This window comes from Pseudomonas palmensis, assembly GCF_049942755.1.
Lineage (GTDB): Bacteria > Pseudomonadota > Gammaproteobacteria > Pseudomonadales > Pseudomonadaceae > Aquipseudomonas > Aquipseudomonas palmensis.
This window is the reverse complement of the sequence record NZ_CP187958.1, coordinates 4,337,732-4,354,938: the sequence shown is the minus strand read 5'-3', so window position 1 is coordinate 4,354,938 and position 17,207 is coordinate 4,337,732. Positions and strand designations below refer to the sequence as shown.

Annotated in this window: 18 protein-coding genes; 12 read left to right on the top strand and 6 right to left on the bottom strand. The window is 65.0% G+C overall.

Annotated elements, in window-relative coordinates:
• Positions 1 to 33: 33 nt before the first annotated feature.
• The gene (locus ACPRTJ_RS20145) at positions 34 to 1,263 is read right to left on the bottom strand and encodes an acyl-CoA dehydrogenase (RefSeq protein ID WP_043860887.1); all 1,230 of its coding nucleotides are present in this window, start codon (positions 1,261 to 1,263) and stop codon (positions 34 to 36) included.
• A 150-nt stretch (positions 1,264 to 1,413) separates the two neighbouring features.
• Here ACPRTJ_RS20145 and ACPRTJ_RS20140 point away from each other — a divergent pair, with 150 nt between their 5' ends.
• The 3 genes from ACPRTJ_RS20140 to ACPRTJ_RS20130 all read left to right on the top strand — a co-directional run bounded on the left by ACPRTJ_RS20140 (position 1,414) and on the right by ACPRTJ_RS20130 (position 3,828).
• Complete coding sequence (locus ACPRTJ_RS20140; RefSeq protein WP_104572631.1) at positions 1,414 to 2,340, top strand: LysR family transcriptional regulator; 927 nt, start codon at positions 1,414 to 1,416, stop codon at positions 2,338 to 2,340.
• Positions 2,341 to 2,506: 166 nt separating this feature from the next.
• Positions 2,507 to 2,908 (top strand): MerR family transcriptional regulator, encoded by a 402-nt coding sequence (locus ACPRTJ_RS20135; RefSeq protein WP_043860889.1) that lies wholly within the window; start codon positions 2,507 to 2,509, stop codon positions 2,906 to 2,908.
• A gap of 20 nt (positions 2,909 to 2,928) precedes the next feature.
• A complete protein-coding gene (locus ACPRTJ_RS20130) occupies positions 2,929 to 3,828 on the top strand; it encodes a hydroxymethylglutaryl-CoA lyase (protein ID WP_104572632.1) in 900 nt (299 codons plus the stop codon).
• A 550-nt stretch (positions 3,829 to 4,378) separates the two neighbouring features.
• Here ACPRTJ_RS20130 and ACPRTJ_RS20125 read toward each other — a convergent pair.
• Positions 4,379 to 4,897, bottom strand: coding sequence for an MgtC/SapB family protein (locus ACPRTJ_RS20125; RefSeq protein WP_058541229.1), 519 nt, complete (start codon positions 4,895 to 4,897; stop codon positions 4,379 to 4,381).
• 139 nt (positions 4,898 to 5,036) lie between these two features.
• Here ACPRTJ_RS20125 and ACPRTJ_RS20120 point away from each other — a divergent pair, with 139 nt between their 5' ends.
• The 4 genes from ACPRTJ_RS20120 to ACPRTJ_RS20105 all read left to right on the top strand — a co-directional run bounded on the left by ACPRTJ_RS20120 (position 5,037) and on the right by ACPRTJ_RS20105 (position 9,259).
• The gene (locus tag ACPRTJ_RS20120; RefSeq protein WP_054915115.1) at positions 5,037 to 5,276 is read left to right on the top strand and encodes a DUF3203 family protein; all 240 of its coding nucleotides are present in this window, start codon (positions 5,037 to 5,039) and stop codon (positions 5,274 to 5,276) included.
• A 121-nt stretch (positions 5,277 to 5,397) separates the two neighbouring features.
• Entirely contained in the window at positions 5,398 to 6,810 is a 1,413-nt protein-coding gene (ccoG, locus tag ACPRTJ_RS20115) for a cytochrome c oxidase accessory protein CcoG (RefSeq protein WP_043860893.1), read from the top strand.
• A gap of 39 nt (positions 6,811 to 6,849) precedes the next feature.
• Positions 6,850 to 8,259 carry a GntR family transcriptional regulator MpaR gene (gene mapR / locus ACPRTJ_RS20110; RefSeq protein ID WP_043860894.1) on the top strand — a complete coding sequence of 470 codons (1,410 nt, stop codon included), beginning with the start codon at positions 6,850 to 6,852 and terminating at the stop codon, positions 8,257 to 8,259.
• 169 nt (positions 8,260 to 8,428) lie between these two features.
• A complete protein-coding gene (locus ACPRTJ_RS20105) occupies positions 8,429 to 9,259 on the top strand; it encodes a hypothetical protein (protein WP_100633379.1) in 831 nt (276 codons plus the stop codon).
• Positions 9,260 to 9,272: 13 nt separating this feature from the next.
• Here the strand turns inward: ACPRTJ_RS20105 and ACPRTJ_RS20100 are convergent, their stop codons facing one another.
• The 4 genes from ACPRTJ_RS20100 to ACPRTJ_RS20085 all read right to left on the bottom strand — a co-directional run bounded on the left by ACPRTJ_RS20100 (position 9,273) and on the right by ACPRTJ_RS20085 (position 13,754).
• Positions 9,273 to 9,893 (bottom strand): cell wall hydrolase, encoded by a 621-nt coding sequence (locus ACPRTJ_RS20100; protein WP_104572634.1) that lies wholly within the window; start codon positions 9,891 to 9,893, stop codon positions 9,273 to 9,275.
• Between the two features lie 64 nt (positions 9,894 to 9,957).
• Positions 9,958 to 11,262, bottom strand: a complete 1,305-nt coding sequence (locus ACPRTJ_RS20095; RefSeq protein WP_058541233.1) for an NAD(P)/FAD-dependent oxidoreductase — start codon at positions 11,260 to 11,262, stop codon at positions 9,958 to 9,960.
• Complete coding sequence (locus ACPRTJ_RS20090) at positions 11,259 to 12,347, bottom strand: polyamine ABC transporter substrate-binding protein (protein WP_043860898.1); 1,089 nt, start codon at positions 12,345 to 12,347, stop codon at positions 11,259 to 11,261. Before ACPRTJ_RS20090 ends, ACPRTJ_RS20095 begins: the two co-directional genes overlap by 4 nt.
• Before the next feature lie 48 nt (positions 12,348 to 12,395).
• Complete coding sequence (locus ACPRTJ_RS20085) at positions 12,396 to 13,754, bottom strand: glutamine synthetase family protein (RefSeq protein WP_043860899.1); 1,359 nt, start codon at positions 13,752 to 13,754, stop codon at positions 12,396 to 12,398.
• Positions 13,755 to 13,927: 173 nt separating this feature from the next.
• Here ACPRTJ_RS20085 and ACPRTJ_RS20080 point away from each other — a divergent pair, with 173 nt between their 5' ends.
• From ACPRTJ_RS20080 to ACPRTJ_RS20060, 5 genes are all read left to right on the top strand, one after another.
• On the top strand, positions 13,928 to 14,842 hold the full coding sequence (locus tag ACPRTJ_RS20080; protein WP_054915122.1) for a helix-turn-helix domain-containing protein: 915 nt from the start codon (positions 13,928 to 13,930) through the stop codon (positions 14,840 to 14,842).
• Positions 14,832 to 15,041 (top strand): DUF6434 domain-containing protein, encoded by a 210-nt coding sequence (locus ACPRTJ_RS20075; protein ID WP_043860901.1) that lies wholly within the window; start codon positions 14,832 to 14,834, stop codon positions 15,039 to 15,041. The genes ACPRTJ_RS20080 and ACPRTJ_RS20075 overlap by 11 nt, the downstream gene beginning before the upstream one ends.
• Positions 15,042 to 15,132: 91 nt before the next feature.
• Positions 15,133 to 15,570 (top strand): hypothetical protein, encoded by a 438-nt coding sequence (locus tag ACPRTJ_RS20070; protein WP_054915124.1) that lies wholly within the window; start codon positions 15,133 to 15,135, stop codon positions 15,568 to 15,570.
• 147 nt (positions 15,571 to 15,717) lie between these two features.
• The gene (locus ACPRTJ_RS20065) at positions 15,718 to 16,221 is read left to right on the top strand and encodes a sigma-70 family RNA polymerase sigma factor (protein WP_104572636.1); all 504 of its coding nucleotides are present in this window, start codon (positions 15,718 to 15,720) and stop codon (positions 16,219 to 16,221) included.
• Positions 16,218 to 17,189, top strand: coding sequence for a FecR domain-containing protein (locus ACPRTJ_RS20060; protein WP_054915125.1), 972 nt, complete (start codon positions 16,218 to 16,220; stop codon positions 17,187 to 17,189). Before ACPRTJ_RS20065 ends, ACPRTJ_RS20060 begins: the two co-directional genes overlap by 4 nt.
• The last annotated feature ends 18 nt before the right edge of the window (positions 17,190 to 17,207 follow it).

Here is a 17,207-nt window from a genome sequence, read left to right as displayed (position 1 = left end):
CAGCAGGCGATCCGCGAGGGCATCGACGCGGGCTCAGTGCCCGCTGCGCAGCATCTCCCGGGGCACGTACTTGCCGATCTCGTACTTGCCGATCGCCGCGCGGTGCACTTCATCCGGCCCGTCGGCCAGGCGCAGGGTGCGTTGCATCGCGTACATGTAGGCCAGCGGGAAGTCGGCACTGACCCCTGCCCCGCCGTGAATCTGGATGGCCCGGTCGATCACCTTCAGCGCCACGTTCGGTGCCACCACCTTGATCTGCGCGATCTCGCTGCGGGCCACCTTGTTGCCGACGGTGTCCATCATGTAGGCCGCCTTGAGGGTCAGCAGCCGGGCCATGTCGATCTCCATGCGCGAGTCGGCGATCTTGTCGATGTTGCCACCCAGGCGCGCCAGCGGCTTGCCGAATGCGGTGCGCTCGGCCGAACGCTTGCACATCAGCTCAAGGGCACGCTCGGCCATGCCGATCGAACGCATGCAGTGATGGATGCGCCCCGGCCCGAGACGGCCCTGGGCGATCTCGAAGCCGCGCCCTTCGCCCAGCAGCACGTTGTCATACGGTACGCGCACGTTCTCGAACAGCACCTCGGCGTGGCCGTGGGGCGCATCGTCGTAGCCGAACACCGGCAGCGGGCGAACGATCTTCACCCCCGGTGCATCGGTAGGCACCAGGATCATCGAGTGCTGCTGGTGACGCGGCCCGTCCGGGTTGCTCAGGCCCATGAAGATCATGATCTTGCAACGCGGGTCGCAAGCGCCGGAGGTCCACCACTTGCGGCCGTTGATCACCCACTCGTCACCGTCGCGCACCGCCCGTGCGGCCATGTTGGTGGCGTCGGACGAGGCCACGTCGGGCTCGGTCATGGCGAACGCCGAACGGATCTCACCGCGCAGCAGCGGCTCCAGCCACTGGCGTTTCTGCGCCTCGCTGCCGTAGCGCACCAGGACCTCCATGTTGCCGGTGTCCGGGGCCGAGCAGTTGAACGGTTCCGGCCCCAGCAGCGAGCGGCCCATGATTTCGGCCAGCGGCGCGTACTCCAGGTTGGTCAGGCCGGCGCCCAGCTGCGACTCGGGCAGGAACAGGTTCCACAGGCCCTCGGCCTTGGCCTTGTCCTTGAGTTCTTCCATGATCGCGGTCGGCTGCCAGCGATCACCTTCGGCAACCTGGCGTTCGAACACCGCCTCGGCGGGATATACATAGGCGTCCATGAACGCGGTGACGCGTTCGCGCAGTGCCTGGACCTTGGGTGAATAGGCGAAATCCATGAGCGGTACCTGCTGGGAAAGGCGAGTGATTTAAGAGATCTGGCTTGGATGCTAGATCACCGGGCAAAATCCACCTAGCCTATTCTCGGCGTGTATAAACATTCATAACCGATATATGATCGGGCCATAACTCCAACAAGAGCGGCATCCATGAACCTCAGCAAGGTCGATCTGAACCTGTTCATCGTCTTCGATGCGATCTACACCGAAGCCAACCTGACCCGTGCCGGGCAGATCGTCGGCATCACCCAGCCTGCGGTGTCCAACGCGCTGGCGCGGCTGCGCGAGACCTTCAACGACCCGCTGTTCGTGCGCACGGCCCAGGGCATGGTGCCCACGCCCATGGCCCAGAACATCATCGGCCCGGTGCGCAATGCCTTGTCGCTGCTGCGGGTGTCGGTGCAGGAGAGCCGCATCTTCAACCCCTTGCAGGCCAACAAGACCTTCCGCATCAGCATGACCGACCTTACCGAGGCGGTGGTGCTGCCATCGCTGTTCCAGCGCCTGCGCCGGCTGGCGCCGAACGTGGTGATCGAGAGCTTTCTGTGCAAGCGCCGCGAGACCACCAAGGAACTGGCCGCCGGACGCTTGGACTTTGCCGTGGATGCACCGCTGAACACCGACCCGCAGGTGCGTCACGTCAAGCTGATGCAAGACCCGTTCGTGTGCGCGATGCGCCAGGGCCACCCGCTGGCCAGGGACAGGATCAGCCTGGAGGATTACCTGAGCCTGACCCACATCCAGATCTCCAGCCGGCGCAACGGCCTGGGGTATGTGGACCTGGCGCTCGGCAAGCAGGGGCTCAAGCGCAAGATCGCGCTGCGCTCGCAGCATTACCTGATGGCCTCGCAGGTGCTGCAGCAGACCGACATGGTGATGACCGTGCCGGAGCGCTTCGCGCGGCGCCATCAACTGAGCTACGTGAGCCTGCCGGTGGGCGACGTGCCGCCTTTGGAAACCCACCTGTACTGGCATGAAAGCACCGACCAGGACCCGGCCAACCGCTGGATGCGCGAGCAGATGATCGAGTTGTGCCAGGCGGTGGTGGCGCAGGACGAGCGGGAGGCACGCGCATAAGCTGCGGGCTGCGTTGAAGCCATCGCGGGTCGAGCCCGCTCCCACCCGACCTGCGCTGAAGCTGTGGGAGCGGGCGTGACCCGCGACAGGCATCCCGAATGCCTGCTTGACGTATACGTCAACCAGCCAGTAGCTTAGCCGCATGCCCCCTTCCCCGAGCCATGCAATGAGCAGCCAGACCTACAGCATCTCCGACCTTTCCCGCGAACTCGACATCACCACCCGGGCCATCCGCTTCTATGAGGAGCAGGGCTTGCTCAGCCCCGAACGTCGTGGCCTGGAGCGTGTGTATTCGGCCCGCGACAAGGTCAGCCTCAAGCTCATCCTGCGCGGCAAGCGCATCGGTTTCTCGCTGGCCGAGTGCCGCGAGCTGATCGAACTCTACGACCCCACCAGCGGCAATCAGAAACAGCTGCACAGCATGCTGGCGAAGATCGCCGAGCGCCGCGCCCAGCTCGAACAGCAACTGCTCGACATCCAGCAGATGCAGCTGGAACTCGACACCGCCGAGGAGCGCTGCCAGCAGGCGCTGGCCACCACCCTGAACAATCAGAAAAACGGCCATTGAGGCCCACAGGAACCCTAGCCATGTCATTGCCTACCCATGTGCGTCTGGTCGAAGTCGGCCCCCGCGACGGCCTGCAGAACGAAGCCCAACCCATCAGCGTGGCGGACAAGGTCCGCCTGGTGGATGACCTGACCGACGCCGGTGTGTCCTATATCGAGGTGGGCAGCTTCGTCTCGCCCAAGTGGGTACCGCAGATGGCCGGTTCGGCCGACGTGTTCGCCAGCATCCGCCAGCAGCCCGGCATCACCTATGCGGCGCTGGCCCCCAACCTGCGCGGTTTCGAAGACGCACTGGCCGCAGGCGTCAAGGAGGTGGCCGTGTTCGCCGCCGCGTCCGAGGCGTTTTCGCAGCGCAACATCAACTGCTCGATCAGCGAAAGCCTGCAGCGCTTCGCGCCCATCATGCACGCGGCGCGCGAACACGGGGTGAAGGTACGCGGCTATATCTCGTGCGTGCTGGGCTGCCCCTATCAAGGCCAGGTAGATGCCGAGCAGGTCGCCCCCATCGCCCGCGAGCTGCGCGACATGGGCTGCTATGAAGTGTCGCTGGGCGACACCATCGGCACCGGCACCCCGGGCGCCACCCGCCGCCTGTTCGAAGTGGTCGGCGCGCAGGTGCCACGTGCCGAGCTGGCCGGGCACTTCCACGATACCTACGGCCAGGCGCTGGCCAACGTGTACGCCAGCCTGCTGGAGGGAATCAATGTGTTCGACAGTTCGGTCGCCGGCCTGGGCGGCTGCCCGTATGCCAAGGGCGCCAGTGGCAACGTGGCCAGTGAAGACCTGCTGTACCTGCTGCAGGGCCTGGGTATCGAGACCGGCATCGACCTGGACAAGCTGATCGACGCCGGCCAGCGCATCAGTGCCGTGCTGGGCCGCGCCAGCGGTTCGCGTGTGGCCAGGGCACGCGCTGCCCGGTAACGGTGCGCAGCAACAGGGTCAATGGGGGGCGAGTGTTACCGCCCCCACACCCGACAGGAAAAATCCGGGTAACACGGAAACAAATCAGCACAATTTCCCGTGACGATTTTTCCACCAAACCAGCAAACCATTGATTTTATTGGGTTTTAAAAAGTTGGCACGGCACCTGCAATATCTTTCGTACAACAACAATAAAAAATGCGACAACCCAATAAAAATAAGACGTACCGGCTCTGACATAACAAGAACAACACGGCAGAGGCGCAGCTAACAGATTTTTTTGAAGTGGATGGCTTTTCGGGGGCGTGCCCCGCGACCTGACAGAGAACAATAAAACTACCCCAAGGTAGCGCCCGTCTCGGTTGGATCAGCAATGATAAAGGTCGATCAGCGCTCAAAAAAATACGTTTGCTCTTGATCCCGGATGGGGATCGCAACGCAACAAGAGGCAAGGGTCGCCAAAAACAACAATAGACCACCCTCCAATAATAAAAAGAGCACACGCAACAAAATTTGAGGGGAGCCCAGGCTCCCCTCAGTGCTTGCTGCCCTACTCGTTCTGCTGGTCATCCTCTGGCTTATGCTTCTCCAGGCGGTCGACCACCCACGGCATCACCCCCAGCACCAGCAACGCCAGCACCGTGCTCACCAGTGCAGTGGCTTCGCGCCCCATGCCTGCGGCCACGCCGATGGCGGCGGTCATCCACAGGCCCGCAGCAGTGGTCAGGCCCTTCACATGACCCGCATCGTCCTCCTTGCCCTTGAGTATGGTGCCCGCCCCCAGAAAGCCGATGCCGGCGACGATCCCCTGCACCACCCGACTCAACGCTGCGTCGTCCGCCCCGGCCATGCGCGGCACCAGCACGAACAGCGCCGCACCGATGGCCACCAGCATGTGCGTGCGTACTCCCGCCGCCTTGCCCTTGAGCTCGCGCTCGAAGCCCAGCACCGCCCCCAGCAGCGCAGCCATCAACAGGCGCACCGTCACCTGCGTCAGTTGCTTGGCATCGGTGATATCGGCGAATTCGGCAATCAGTGTCGACCAGACTTGGTGCCACCAGGCGTCCATGAGCAGCGTCCATCAGCAAGGGGATACTGGATGGACAACAGCCTGGCGCGCGAGTGCTGTCGACCGCTGATCGGCCACGCTCAGCAACCCGGCCGGCAACGGAGTCACAGCTGTAAGCCCCCCGTTCGAGGACACCGCCATGCCCATTGAAATCAACGAAACCACCAAGCGCTGCACCCTGATAGCCGACGACCTGAACATCGAAGGTGAAGCGGCAGAGGTGCAGATCATCACCGATGCCGACCTGCGCATGTCGATCGCGACCCTGGCCGGGCAACGGGTGCCGATCACCGAGGCAGAGGCTGACGCGCTCACCGTGGCAGGTGCGGTGGATAGTCGCAGGCATTTGAAGACCTCCGAGGAGGGCTCGATCATATAAGGGCTGCAGGGTTTCAAGGGATAATCTGATACGGTTTTTATCCAGATATCTGCACCTGTTATGCAAACAGATGGGACGCCATAGTGCTCTGGCCTGATCGAGGCCTGATGAGCGACGAACCATGAGCGAACGAATTCCCGTCCAGATCGTTGAAATTGCCGAGCCCTCCACGTTCAAGAAGAAGGCCGCCAGCAGCGACAGACACATCCACACCCGTAGCTTCACCGGCTTTTTCCGAAACCTGCGCCTGGGTGGCGCGGGTTTTCTGTTTCTGCTGTTTTTCGGCACCGTCTGGCTGAACTGGGACGGGCGCCAGGCGGTCCTCTGGGACCTGGCCGACAGCAAGTTCCACATCTTCGGCGCCACCTTCTGGCCGCAGGACTTCATCCTGCTGTCGGCGCTGCTGATCATCTGCGCCTTCGGCCTGTTCGCCATCACCGTGTTCGCCGGGCGCGTCTGGTGCGGCTACACCTGCCCGCAAAGCACCTGGACCTGGGTGTTCATGTGGTGCGAAAAGGTCACCGAGGGCGAACGCAACCAGCGCATCAAGCTCGATGCGGCGCCCTGGGGCCCCAACAAGCTGGCGCGCCGCGCAGCCAAGCACACCCTGTGGCTGGGCGTCAGCCTGCTGACCGCACTGACCTTCGTCGGCTACTTCACCCCCATCCGGCCACTGACCCAGGAGCTGTTCACCCTGCAGCTGGGTGGCGTCAGCCTGTTCTGGATCCTGTTCTTCACCGGTGCCACCTACATCAACGCCGGCTGGCTGCGCGAGGCGGTGTGCATGCACATGTGCCCGTATGCACGGTTCCAGAGCGTGATGTTCGACAGGGACACCCTCACCATCGCCTATGACCCGCAGCGCGGCGAGTCGCGCGGGCCGCGCAAGAAGGACGCCAACCACAAGGCCCAGGGCCTGGGCGACTGCATCGACTGCCACATGTGCGTGCAGGTATGCCCCACCGGTATCGACATCCGCGACGGCCTGCAGATGGAGTGCATCGGCTGCGCTGCCTGCATCGACGCCTGCGACAGCATCATGGACAAGATGAGCTACCCACGCGGGCTGATCGGCTACAAGTCCGAGCACACCCTGCAAGGCGGCACCACCCAGTGGATGCGTCCGCGCCTGCTGGGCTACGTGACCGTGCTGGTGGTGATGATCGGCGCCCTGGTGATCGCCCTGCAGCAACGCCCGATGGTGTCGATGGACGTGATCAAGGACCGCGGCCTGTTCCGCGAGAACGCCCTGGGGCAGATCGAGAACATCTACACCCTCAAGGTCATCAACAAGACCCAGCAGCCGCAGACCTACCGCCTGCGCCTGGTGGACGCCGAGGGCTTCGAACTGCATGGCAAGACCGAGTTCACCCTGGCGGCCAGCGAGATGAGCGATATACCGGTCTCGGTGGCGATGCTGGCCGACCGTGCGCCCAGCAGCTCCCAGGAGATCAGCTTCGAACTCATCGACACCGACCAGCCGAACGTGCGCAGCCTTGCGCGCAGCCGTTTTGTCGCGCCTTTGAACCGCTGATCACATACACTCCGCTGAGTCAGACCGCCCAGAGCCATGATGAAACGCTACGAGAAATTCGCCGACGACATTGCCGAACTGATTCGCTCCGGGGTACTCGGCCCCGGCCAGCGCGTGCCGTCGGTGCGTTACGCCAGCCAGACCCACGGGGTCAGCCCGTCCACGGTGTTCCAGGCCTACTACCTGCTGGAGCGTCGCGGGCTGATCCGGGCCCGGCCGCGCTCGGGCTACTTCGTCAACACCCACGCCCCGCGCCAGTTCAACGAGCCGCAGATCATCGAGCAGGCCAGCGAATCGACCGAGGTGGACGTCAGTGAGCTGGTGTTCTCGATCCTCGACTCGATCAAGGACCCGCAGACAGTGGCCTTCGGTTCGGCGTTCCCCAGCCCCAACCTGTTCCCGCTGCCGCGCCTGGCGCGCTCGCTGGCCAGCGCCAGCCGCGAGATGGACCCGCGCATGGTGGTCACCGACCTGTCGCCGGGCAACCCCCAACTGCGCCGCCAGATCGCCCTGCGCTACATGGTCGGCGGCTTGATGCTGCCGATGGAAGAACTGCTGATCACCAACGGTGCGCTGGAGGCGTTGAACCTGTGCCTGCAGGCGGTAACCGAGCCGGGTGACCTGGTGGCCATCGAGGCACCGGCGTTCTATGCCTGCCTGCAGATTCTGGAGCGGCTCAAGCTCAAGGCGGTGGAGATTCCGGTGCACCCGCGCGAAGGCATCGACCTGGGGGTGCTGGCGCAGACGCTGGAGCGGCATCCGGTCAAGGCCGTGTGGTGCATGACCAACTTCCAGAACCCGGTGGGCGCGAGCATGCCGGAAGACAAGAAGAAGCAGCTGGTCGAGCTGCTGAGCGTGCACCAGGTGCCGCTGATCGAAGACGACGTGTATGCCGAGCTGTACTACGCGCAGCAGGCGCCCAAGCCGGCCAAGGCATTCGACACCGAAGGGCTGGTGATGCATTGCGGCTCGTTCTCCAAGAGCCTGGCGCCGGGCTACCGGATCGGCTGGGTGGCGGCCGGGCGCTATGCGCAGAAGATCGAGCGGCTCAAGCTGATGACCTCGCTGTGTGCATCGATGCCGGCGCAGGCGGCGATTGCCGACTACCTGCAGCATGGTGGCTACGACCGCCACCTGCGGCGCCTGCGCTATGCGCTGGAAGAGCAGCAGAACGCCATGCTGGCGGCAATTGCCCGGCACTTCCCGGCGCAGACGCGGGTCAGCCACCCCAGCGGCGGGTACTTCCTGTGGTTGGAGCTGCCGGAGCAGATGGACTCGCTGAAGCTGTTCCAGATGGCATTGGCCCAGGGCATCAGCATTGCGCCGGGGCCGATCTTTTCGCCGACGCGGCGGTTTCGCAACTGCATCCGCCTCAATTACGGCAGCCCCTGGACCGAGCAGTCGGAGCAGGCGATGGAGACGCTGGGGCGGATTGTGCGGTCGTTCTGAGGGGCTGGCATGACGGCCAACTACCCATCGCGGGTCAAGCCCGCTCCCACATGACTGCGGTGATCCTGTGGGAGCGGGCTTGACCCGCGACTGGGTCGGTGCAGCCCCTTGCCCACACCCGCACAATCGCGCACCATCCCCTCCCGCACTTGCCCACGGATGGCCCCGGATGAAACCGCTGTACCTGCTACTGGCCCTGCCCCTGCTGCCCGCCTGCAGCCTGATCGGTTTCGTCGCCAAGGAAAGCGTCGTGGGCGCCACCAGCCACTACGGCTTGAGCAGCACCACGCTGATCGCCGAACTCCCGCCCAACCACGGCGTCACCTATAACGCCAGCTACGCCCCGCTCGACCCGTACCGCTGCACCGTGGCCTCCCCCGCCACCGGCGGCATGCGCTCGCGCCCCAACCAGTACCGCACCGACCAGGCCGATGCGCACCCCGACGCGCGCACCGTCACGTTCAGGATCCCGCTGACCTACACCATCGGCAGTTGCACCCAGCAACTGGACAACATCACAGTGAGCATCAAGTCCCCCAGCGGGCGGTACAGCCTGGCGGGGGTCAAGGTATTGCCGGCACTGCCCGACGGCACTGGGCCGGTGCGCGACGCAGACCCCGAGCTGGTTGTGCGCCGCCTGTGCGGCACGGCCTACCACATCGTGCCCGGGCATGAGCGCCACGTGCTGGCCAGGGACATCGACTGCCTCGCCGCCGACAGCCAGTGGCAACCCCTGGAGCGGACCTCCAGGCACCCCGGCCCGGTCGCCAACGTCGCCTACACCCAGCTGAACAAGACCGACCTGCGCTTCGTGTACCGCCTCATCGACAAGGAGTGGCCGCTTTATCCCGAGAACTGGTCACCGGTCGGCAATGGCATGAAGCCCTGCGCTTCACAATGGAAGTGGGTTGGCGAAGCCTCCTGCAGCTACCGCCAGCAGACCTTCAGCACCTTCGAGATGGACGGGCGCCAATGCACCACCTACCCGGGCTGCTCGTAACCGCGTCGCCCCTTCAACGGGCCTCCCCCGCACGCGGCTTGTAGAACAGGAACCTGGGGGTTTCGGCGGTCTTCAAGTACGTCCTGGCCCACGCGGGATGCACATGGCGGTCATGAAAGTACATCGCACCATCGGTGCTGTCGGTCAGTTGCTGATTCAGCGCCTTGCGCGCGATTTCCTTGGCCACGGTGTACTGCACCGGCTCTTCCACATCGTCCGAGCGCCCGTCGCACCACCACGAGAACTGGCATGTACGCTCCTTGATGCCCTGCTTGACCACCTCGCACACGGTGCCCGGAAACCCTTCGTGCCCCAGCCGGTTCATCACCACGCTGGCCACACCCTGCATGTCCGCCGCCTCACCGCCCTTGGCCTCCCAGTAGAGGGTGCGCGCCAGGCAGGTGATCGCGTCATCCAGCGCGGCCTCGCCCTTGGGGTCGACCGCCTGCACTTCGCTGCGGGTGATGGCCTGGTCGCTGGGTACGCTGGCCTCGCGCCCCTGTTCGGCAGCCTTCTGCTCCAGCACCTGGGCCTTGTCTTCGGCTACCACCGCAGGCGGCGCCGCGGCGGCAGAGCCCGGCAGAACAGCGATCAACCACACGGCAAGACAGCAAACTGCAGCGAATGAGCGCATGACCGAGCCTTCTTGTGAGCCTCTGATAGATGCACAGTAGCTGCAACCGGCGATTTGCGCCGCCCTACCCCAGCAGCTCGCGCAGGCGGTACCACAACATGCCCAGCGCCAGCAGTGGCGAGCGCAGGGCCGGGCCGCCGGGGAAGGTCATGTGCGGCACCTTGCTGAAGATATCCAGGCCCTGGCTATGCCCGGCGTGGATCGCCTCGGCCAGCAACTTCGCCGTCCAGTGGGTGACGTTCACCCCGTGCCCCGAATAGCCCTGGGCGTAGAACACGTTGGGGTGCTGCTGCAGGCGTCCCACCTGCGGAAAGCGATTGGCGGTAATGCCGATCTTGCCGCCCCACTGAAAGTCGATGCGCACATCCGCCAGCTGCGGGAACACCTTGAGCAGCTTGGGCAGCATGTAGCCGGCGATATCCGCCGGGTCGCGCCCGGAATAATGGCAGGCCCCGCCGAACAGCAGGCGCCGGTCGGCAGTAAGGCGGTAGTAGTCCAGGCCGACCTTCTGGTCGCACAGCGCCAGGTTCTGTGGGATCAGCCCGGTGGCGCGCGGTGCCGACAGCGGCTCGGTGGTGATGATGTAGCTGCCGGCCGGCAGCACCTTGCCGCTCAGGCGTGGCTCCAGGTCGTCCAGGTGCGCATTGCACGCCAGCACCAGGCTGCCGGCCCGCACGCTGCCGCGCGCGCAGCGCACCTGCACGGTGGGGCCATGCACCAGTTCGAGCACCGTGCTGTGCTCGAACACCTGCACCCCCAGCGACGCCGCCAGGCGCGCCTCGCCCTGCACCAGGTCGAGCGGGTGCAGGTGGCCGGAGCCCATGTCCAGCAGCCCGCCGGCATACACCTTCGACGCCACCACCTCGTGCATCTGCTGCGGCCCGTAGAGTCGGGTCTGGTGCCGATAGCCCAGCGCCTCCAGGCTCTGCTGTTCAGCCTGGAACGCTGCGTACTGCGCCGGGGTATTGGCCAGCTCGCAGAAGCCCCAGCGCAGGTCGCAGTCGATGCCGTCCTCCTGCACCCGGCGGCCCACCACCTCCACCGACTCGATGCCGGCGCGTTGCAGGTAGGCCACCCCTTCCTGCCCCACGTAGCGGGCAAACCCCGACACCTCGTGGCCGATGCCGCGAATCAGTTGCCCGCCGTTGCGCCCGCTGGCACCCCAGCCGATGCGCCGCCCCTCCAGCAACACCACCGAAAGCCCGCGGCGAGCCAGTTCGATGGCGGTGTTGACCCCCGTGAAGCCACCGCCGATCACGCACACATCGGCGATCAGGTCCTGCTCCAGCGTGGGGTAGTCGGCCTGGCGTCTGGCCGTCGCTGCGTAGTACGAACGGGCGTGTTGCGCATTGCCATTCACGTTGTTCATTTGTTCGATTTCACTTTGCTCCACGAGCGGGTCATCAAGCGCATGATGGCCGGCGTGGGGGTGCTGGAGATGTACAGTTTGTCGAGCACCGCCTGGGGCGGATACACCTCGGGGTTGTCGACCAGGTCGGCGGCCATGTACTGGCGCGAAGCCGGCGTCGGGTTGGCGTAGCCCACCAGGGTGCTGACCTTGGCGATCACCTGCGGGTCCATCAGGTAGTTGATGAAGGCGTGCGCCTCCTTGGGGTTGGTGGCATCGGCCGGGATCGCCAGCAGGTCGAACCACAGGTTGCTGCCCTCCTTGGGAATCGAATAGGCGATGTTCACGCCGTTGTGGGCTTCCCTGGCGCGGTTGGCCGCCTGGAACACGTCGCCGGAGTAACCGAAGGCGATGCAGATGTCGCCGTTGGCCAGGTCCGTGACGTACTTGGAGGAATGGAAGTAGGTGATGTACGGGCGCAGCGCCAGCAGCTTGGCCTCGGCCTTCTTGTAGTCCTGCGGGTTTTCGCTGCGCGGGTCCAGGCCCATGTAGTTGAGCACTGCCGGGAACAGCTCGTCGGCAGAATCCATGAACGACACGCCGCACTGGCTGAGTTTTTTCAGGTTCTCGGGCTCGAACAGCACCGCCCACGAATCGATATGGTCGATGCCCAGCACCTGCTTGACCTTGTCGACATTGTAGCCGATGCCATTGGTGCCCCACAGGTAGGGCACCGAGTGGCGGTTGCCGGGGTCGTTGTCCTCCAGTTTCCTGAGCAGCACCGGGTCGAGGTTCTTCCAGTTGGGCAGTTGCGAGCGGTCCAGCTCCAGAAACGCCCCGGCCTTGATCTGGCGCGCCAGGAAGTGGTTGGACGGCACCACCACGTCGTAGCCGGTGCGCCCCGCCAGCAGCTTGCCCTCCAGGGTTTCGTTGGAGTCGAACACGTCGTAGATCACCTTGATCCCGGTCGCCCCCTGAAAGTCGGCCAGGGTGGTGGGGCCGATGTAATCGGTCCAGTTGTACACGCTGACGCTTGGCTGGGCCTGTGCGGCGGCCCCCCACAGCAACCCCAGGGCCACCGGCAACACGGATTTCAACAGACGCATATCGACACCTCTTCTGATTGTTTTATCGATGATCGGCAGGTCAGCGCATCACACGCTCAGCAGCAGGAACTCACGCTCCCACGAACTGATCACGCGCTTGAAGTTCTCGTGCTCGGCGCGCTTGACCGCCACGTAGCCGCGCACGAACTTGCTGCCCAGGTAGCGTTCGATGGTCGGGCAGTCTTCCATGTGCGCCAGCGCGTCCTCGATGGTGATCGGCAGGCGCAGGTTGCGCCGCTCATACGCACGCCCCTGCACCGGGGCGCTGGGCGCGATGCCCTCGACCATGCCCAGGTAGCCGCACAGCAGGCTGGCGGCAATCGCCAGGTACGGGTTGGCATCGGCGCCGGGCAGGCGGTTCTCAACGCGCATCGACTCGGGGCTGGAGGTGGGCACGCGCAAGCCCACGGTGCGGTTCTCTTCGCCCCACTCCACGTTCACCGGTGCCGAGGTGTCGGGCAGAAAGCGGCGGAACGAGTTGACGTTGGGCGCGAACATCGGCAACACCTTGGGGATGTACTTCTGCAGGCCGCCGATGTGCTGCAGGAACAGCTCGCTCATGCTGCCGTCGTCATTGACGAAGATCGGCTTGCCGGTGGCGCTGTCGACCACGCTCTGGTGCAGGTGCATGGCGCTGCCCGGCTCGTCGCCCACCGGCTTGGCCATGAAGGTGGCGGTGACGTTGTGCTTGAGCGCGGCCTCGCGCATCGTGCGCTTGAACACGGTGATCTGGTCGGCCAGGTCCAGGGCGTCGCCGTGGCGGAAGTTGATTTCCATCTGCGCCGGGCCGTCTTCGTGAATCAGCGTGTCCAGGTCCAGGCCCTGGGCCTCGCACCAGTCGTAGACGTCCTCGAACAGCGGGTCGAACTCGTTGGCGGCATCGATGGAGAACGACTGGCGGCCACTTTCGGCGCGGCCCGAACGGCCCAGTGGCGCCTGCAACGGCAGGTCCGGGTCTTCGCAGCGCTGGGTCAGGTAGAACTCCATCTCCGGTGCCACGATCGGTTGCCAGCCCTTGTCGGCGTACAGCTTGAGGACTTTCTTGAGCACGTTGCGCGGCGACAGCTCGATGGGGTTGCCCTGCTTGTCGAAGGTGTCGTGGATCACGATCGCGGTGGGCTCCAGCGCCCAGGGTACCGGGTAGATGGCCGTCGAGTCGGGGCGGCAGAGCATGTCGATGTCGGCCGGGTCGAGCAGGTCGTAGTAGATCTCGTCCTCGACGAAGTCGCCGGTCACAGTCTGCAGCAGCACACTTTCCGGCAGGCGCATGCCTCGCTCATGCAGGAACTTGTTGGTGGGGGCGATCTTGCCGCGGGCGATACCGGTCAGGTCGGTGACCACGCATTCCACTTCAGTGATCTTGTGTTCTTTCAGCCAGGTGGACAGCTGATCGAAGGGGGTATTCATGAGAACCTCGTTGTCGTGATGCAGGGCATGCGCAAGGGTGTGTGTGGCGCGGGCGGGCAAGGCCTGGCTTCCCCTGCGCCGCGTTGAGGTCTATCTTGGTGCCGCAGCTGCGGCTGCATCTATCCACTTTGAGCAGAAGAAAATGCACCAAAGCAGTGCATTCAGAGGTTCTCATGACAACCCCGTCGCCCTTGCGGGTACAGGCCTTCACCAGTGCCGATGTGGCCGAACAGGTACGCGCCACGCCAGGCTGGGCACAGCACTACCAGCAGATGTCACCCGGGCACTTTGCCGGCATGGTGCGCTGCCTCGACCTGCAGGGCGTGGAGGTGTACGAAGAGCGCATGAACACCCGGGTGGAGCAGAGCTTCAGCGCCCCCGGCGGTTCGCTGTCGTTCTGCTTCGACCGCAGTGACAACAGCCTGTACGTGCTCAATGGCGAAAGCCGCAACATCTGGATCACCCCCGAGAACTACCAGGAAGTGGCCGTCGTGTTCGGCCCTGCGTTCGTGCGTGAGCACGGCGTGGACGTTGCGGCGCTCGAAGGTCTGTTCATGGCACCGCTCAATTCCCAGCGCAATGCCTTGTTCAGCGGCTGGCTGAGCAGTACCCTGACGCGCCTCTCGCAGAGCGAGGACGCGCCGTGCCAGCAGGTGCTGGCCAGGCAGTTGCTGGACGATTGTCTGTACATTCTCGACACCGCCTCGGTGTGCCTGGACCGCGGCGAGCTGTGGCGGCGCACCGAGGAGCGCACCATCATGCGCAAGGTCAGCGAATGGGCGGCGGATTCGCCGGAGGAGTCATTGAACCTGCTGCAACTGGCGCAGGTGGCCGGCAGTTCGGTGCGTCAGTTGCAGCATGCGTTCAAGGCGTACACCGGCATCACGCCCAGCCACTGGCTGCGCCTGCGCCGCCTCAATGGCGCGCACCGCGAGCTGCTGACCGCGCGCGGCCACACCGTGGCGGAAGTGGCAATGCGCTGGTCGTTCTGGCACCTGGGGCGGTTTTCCAGCAGTTATCAGGCGCTGTTCAAGGAGTTGCCCAGTGAAACCCTCAAACGACGCAAGGAGACACGGTATGGCTTTTGACTGGCATGGCGGGGTGATTACCCGGGATACACCGGTGGGCGAGGATTACCGCAACACGCAGAACGTGCGGCGGTTCATGCGTGAGCAGTGTGGCGAGGATTTCAGGTTCGACCGGCCGTTGATGGCGTGGATAGTCGATGGTACGGCGCGGACGATGGGGGATGTGGTGGATGAGTGGGCCAGACGTCGTAGTGCTTAGCTGAACCCGCGACATCCCTGCGCAAGTACCCACTGGCAGCCCAGGCTGGTATTGTGCCGCCCTGCAAACCCAACTGGATGACTGTGAGGAAATGACGTTGAACGCTGATGCGAACATGACCGGGGACCTGTTCGAAGTCGACAAGCGCCTGGGCCTCAAACCCGTGGTGGACTTCAACACCTACCTGCGCGCCGCATTCGCCGACGGCGCCTGCGCATGCAGCCGCTGCCTGGAAAACAAGGGCGACGAGAGCGGCTACGCCTTCGCCCATACCTTCGACTTCCAGGGCCAGGTCACCCATCGCCGCTTCGCCACCACCACCGCCAGCGATGTGCTGATGGTCCTGAAAAAAGCCTGGCTGTCCTACACCAAGGCCGAACTGGATGTCAGCGGCAACCTGGACCTGGACGCCATCAAGGCCTTCGTCGAGCCACAGCTACACAAACGCCTGGTGCCACTGTTCGTCGCCAGCGGGCTGGTTGTCGAGGTCGACGGGCAACTGGTGCTGCAAGCCCAGGCCGCCGCCTGACGGCCATGCCTGGGGCGCGTTGCCGGCAGAGCCGGCAACGCGCCCTGGCGCAACCCGCGCGCGATTGCACCCCCGCGCAGGCTACACACAGGCATTGTGACACTGTAGTATTGAGAACTATTCACATTCACTGTCGAGTCGTTCCCGGTGCACACGCCTTCCTCCAAGCTCGGCTTCTTCTTCAGCGACCACCACCGCTGGCTGCTGCAACACATCCAGAAGCGCCTGCGCAACCGCGCCGACGCCGAAGACACGGCTGCCGAGGCGTTCTGCCAATTGCTGGTGGCGCGGGTTGATCCGGACAGCATCCAGCAACCGCGGGCCTTTCTGTCGACCATCGCGCGCCGGCTGATCTTCGACCGCCACCGCCGCCGCCAACTCGAAAATGCCTACCTGGAACGCCTGTCGAGCCTGCCCGAGCAGGTAGCGCCCTCCCCGGAGGAACAACTGCTGCTGGTCGAAGCGCTGGTGGCCATCGACCAAGCGCTCACCGGCCTGCCCGCGGTGGTCAAGGCAGCCTTCCTCTACAGCCAGCTCGATGGCCTGAGCTATGTGGAGATCGGGCGCAAGCTCGCGCTGTCGGAACGCACCGTCAGCCGCTACATGAAACAGGCCCTGCGCCAGTGCTACCTGGCCGAGATGGCACCATGAGCAAGGCCCGCCTCGACCCGGCCGCGGAGCAGGCCATCGACTGGATGGTGCGCCTGAGCGCCGACCGCAACGACACCCGCCTGCACGCCCGTTTCGATACCTGGCTCAACAGCGACCCGGCCCATGCCCAGGCCTGGGGCCGGCTGCAGGAGCGCCTGGGTGGCGCGTTCGGCACCGTGCGGGCGCTGGACCAGCGCCTGCCCGGCCAGGCCGGCGAAGCCCGGCGCGTGCTGATGCAGCCCGGCACCTCCCGGCGCGATGTGCTGCGCGCCATCGGCGGGCTGGGCCTGCTGGGCGGCGGGTTGTGGCTGGCGGCGCGCAGCGAGGTCGGCACCACGCTGATGGCCGACCTGCACACCGGTACCGGCGAGCGGCGCACCCTGGAACTGGAAGACGGCAGCCAGCTGAGCCTGAACGCTAGCACTGCCGTCGACCTTCAATTCGATGCCCACCAGCGCCTGGTGCTGCTGCGCCAGGGCGAACTGGTGATTGAAGTGGCACCCGACCCGCAGCGCCCCCTGCGCGTGCGCACCGCCCAGGGCGAAATCCGCGCGCTGGGCACGCGCTTTCTGGTCAGCCAGCAGCCCGACGCCACCCGCGTGGTGGTGCTGCAGCATGCGGTGCGCGCACGCCTGCACGATGGCAGCGAACTGGACCTGCAGGAAGGCCAGGCCGCCCTGCTGCACGCCCAGCGCATCGAGCGTCTGGGCCGTGACGAGCGTCACCGCGCCGACTGGCTGAACGGGCACCTGAATGTACTGGATGACCCGCTGGATGCAGTGGTCGACGCGCTGCGCCCCTACACCCGCGGCTTCGTGCGGGTCGCGCCGCAGGTGCGCAACCTGCGCGTGCAAGGGGTGTTCCCGCTCAACGATCCGCAGCGCAGCTTCGGTGCGCTGGCCGAAACACTGCCGATCGAGGTACGACACTACGGCCCGTGGTTGACCCTGATCGGCCCGAAAAGCTGAGCCCGAGAACCCTCTGAA

Excerpts from the sequence above, each read along its gene's own strand:
- ACPRTJ_RS20145 (WP_043860887.1), bottom strand. The coding sequence starts at position 1,263 with ATGGATTTCGCCTATTCACCCAAGGTCCAGGCACTGCGCGAACGCGTC.
- ACPRTJ_RS20140 (WP_104572631.1), top strand. The coding sequence starts at position 1,414 with ATGAACCTCAGCAAGGTCGATCTGAACCTGTTCATCGTCTTCGATGCG.
- ACPRTJ_RS20135 (WP_043860889.1), top strand. The coding sequence starts at position 2,507 with ATGAGCAGCCAGACCTACAGCATCTCCGACCTTTCCCGCGAACTCGAC.
- ACPRTJ_RS20130 (WP_104572632.1), top strand. The coding sequence starts at position 2,929 with ATGTCATTGCCTACCCATGTGCGTCTGGTCGAAGTCGGCCCCCGCGAC.
- ACPRTJ_RS20125 (WP_058541229.1), bottom strand. The coding sequence starts at position 4,897 with ATGGACGCCTGGTGGCACCAAGTCTGGTCGACACTGATTGCCGAATTC.
- ACPRTJ_RS20120 (WP_054915115.1), top strand. The coding sequence starts at position 5,037 with ATGCCCATTGAAATCAACGAAACCACCAAGCGCTGCACCCTGATAGCC.
- ccoG (WP_043860893.1), top strand. The coding sequence starts at position 5,398 with ATGAGCGAACGAATTCCCGTCCAGATCGTTGAAATTGCCGAGCCCTCC.
- mapR (WP_043860894.1), top strand. The coding sequence starts at position 6,850 with ATGAAACGCTACGAGAAATTCGCCGACGACATTGCCGAACTGATTCGC.
- ACPRTJ_RS20105 (WP_100633379.1), top strand. The coding sequence starts at position 8,429 with ATGAAACCGCTGTACCTGCTACTGGCCCTGCCCCTGCTGCCCGCCTGC.
- ACPRTJ_RS20100 (WP_104572634.1), bottom strand. The coding sequence starts at position 9,893 with ATGCGCTCATTCGCTGCAGTTTGCTGTCTTGCCGTGTGGTTGATCGCT.
- ACPRTJ_RS20095 (WP_058541233.1), bottom strand. The coding sequence starts at position 11,262 with ATGAACAACGTGAATGGCAATGCGCAACACGCCCGTTCGTACTACGCA.
- ACPRTJ_RS20090 (WP_043860898.1), bottom strand. The coding sequence starts at position 12,347 with ATGCGTCTGTTGAAATCCGTGTTGCCGGTGGCCCTGGGGTTGCTGTGG.
- ACPRTJ_RS20085 (WP_043860899.1), bottom strand. The coding sequence starts at position 13,754 with ATGAATACCCCCTTCGATCAGCTGTCCACCTGGCTGAAAGAACACAAG.
- ACPRTJ_RS20080 (WP_054915122.1), top strand. The coding sequence starts at position 13,928 with ATGACAACCCCGTCGCCCTTGCGGGTACAGGCCTTCACCAGTGCCGAT.
- ACPRTJ_RS20075 (WP_043860901.1), top strand. The coding sequence starts at position 14,832 with ATGGCTTTTGACTGGCATGGCGGGGTGATTACCCGGGATACACCGGTG.
- ACPRTJ_RS20070 (WP_054915124.1), top strand. The coding sequence starts at position 15,133 with ATGACGTTGAACGCTGATGCGAACATGACCGGGGACCTGTTCGAAGTC.
- ACPRTJ_RS20060 (WP_054915125.1), top strand. The coding sequence starts at position 16,218 with ATGAGCAAGGCCCGCCTCGACCCGGCCGCGGAGCAGGCCATCGACTGG.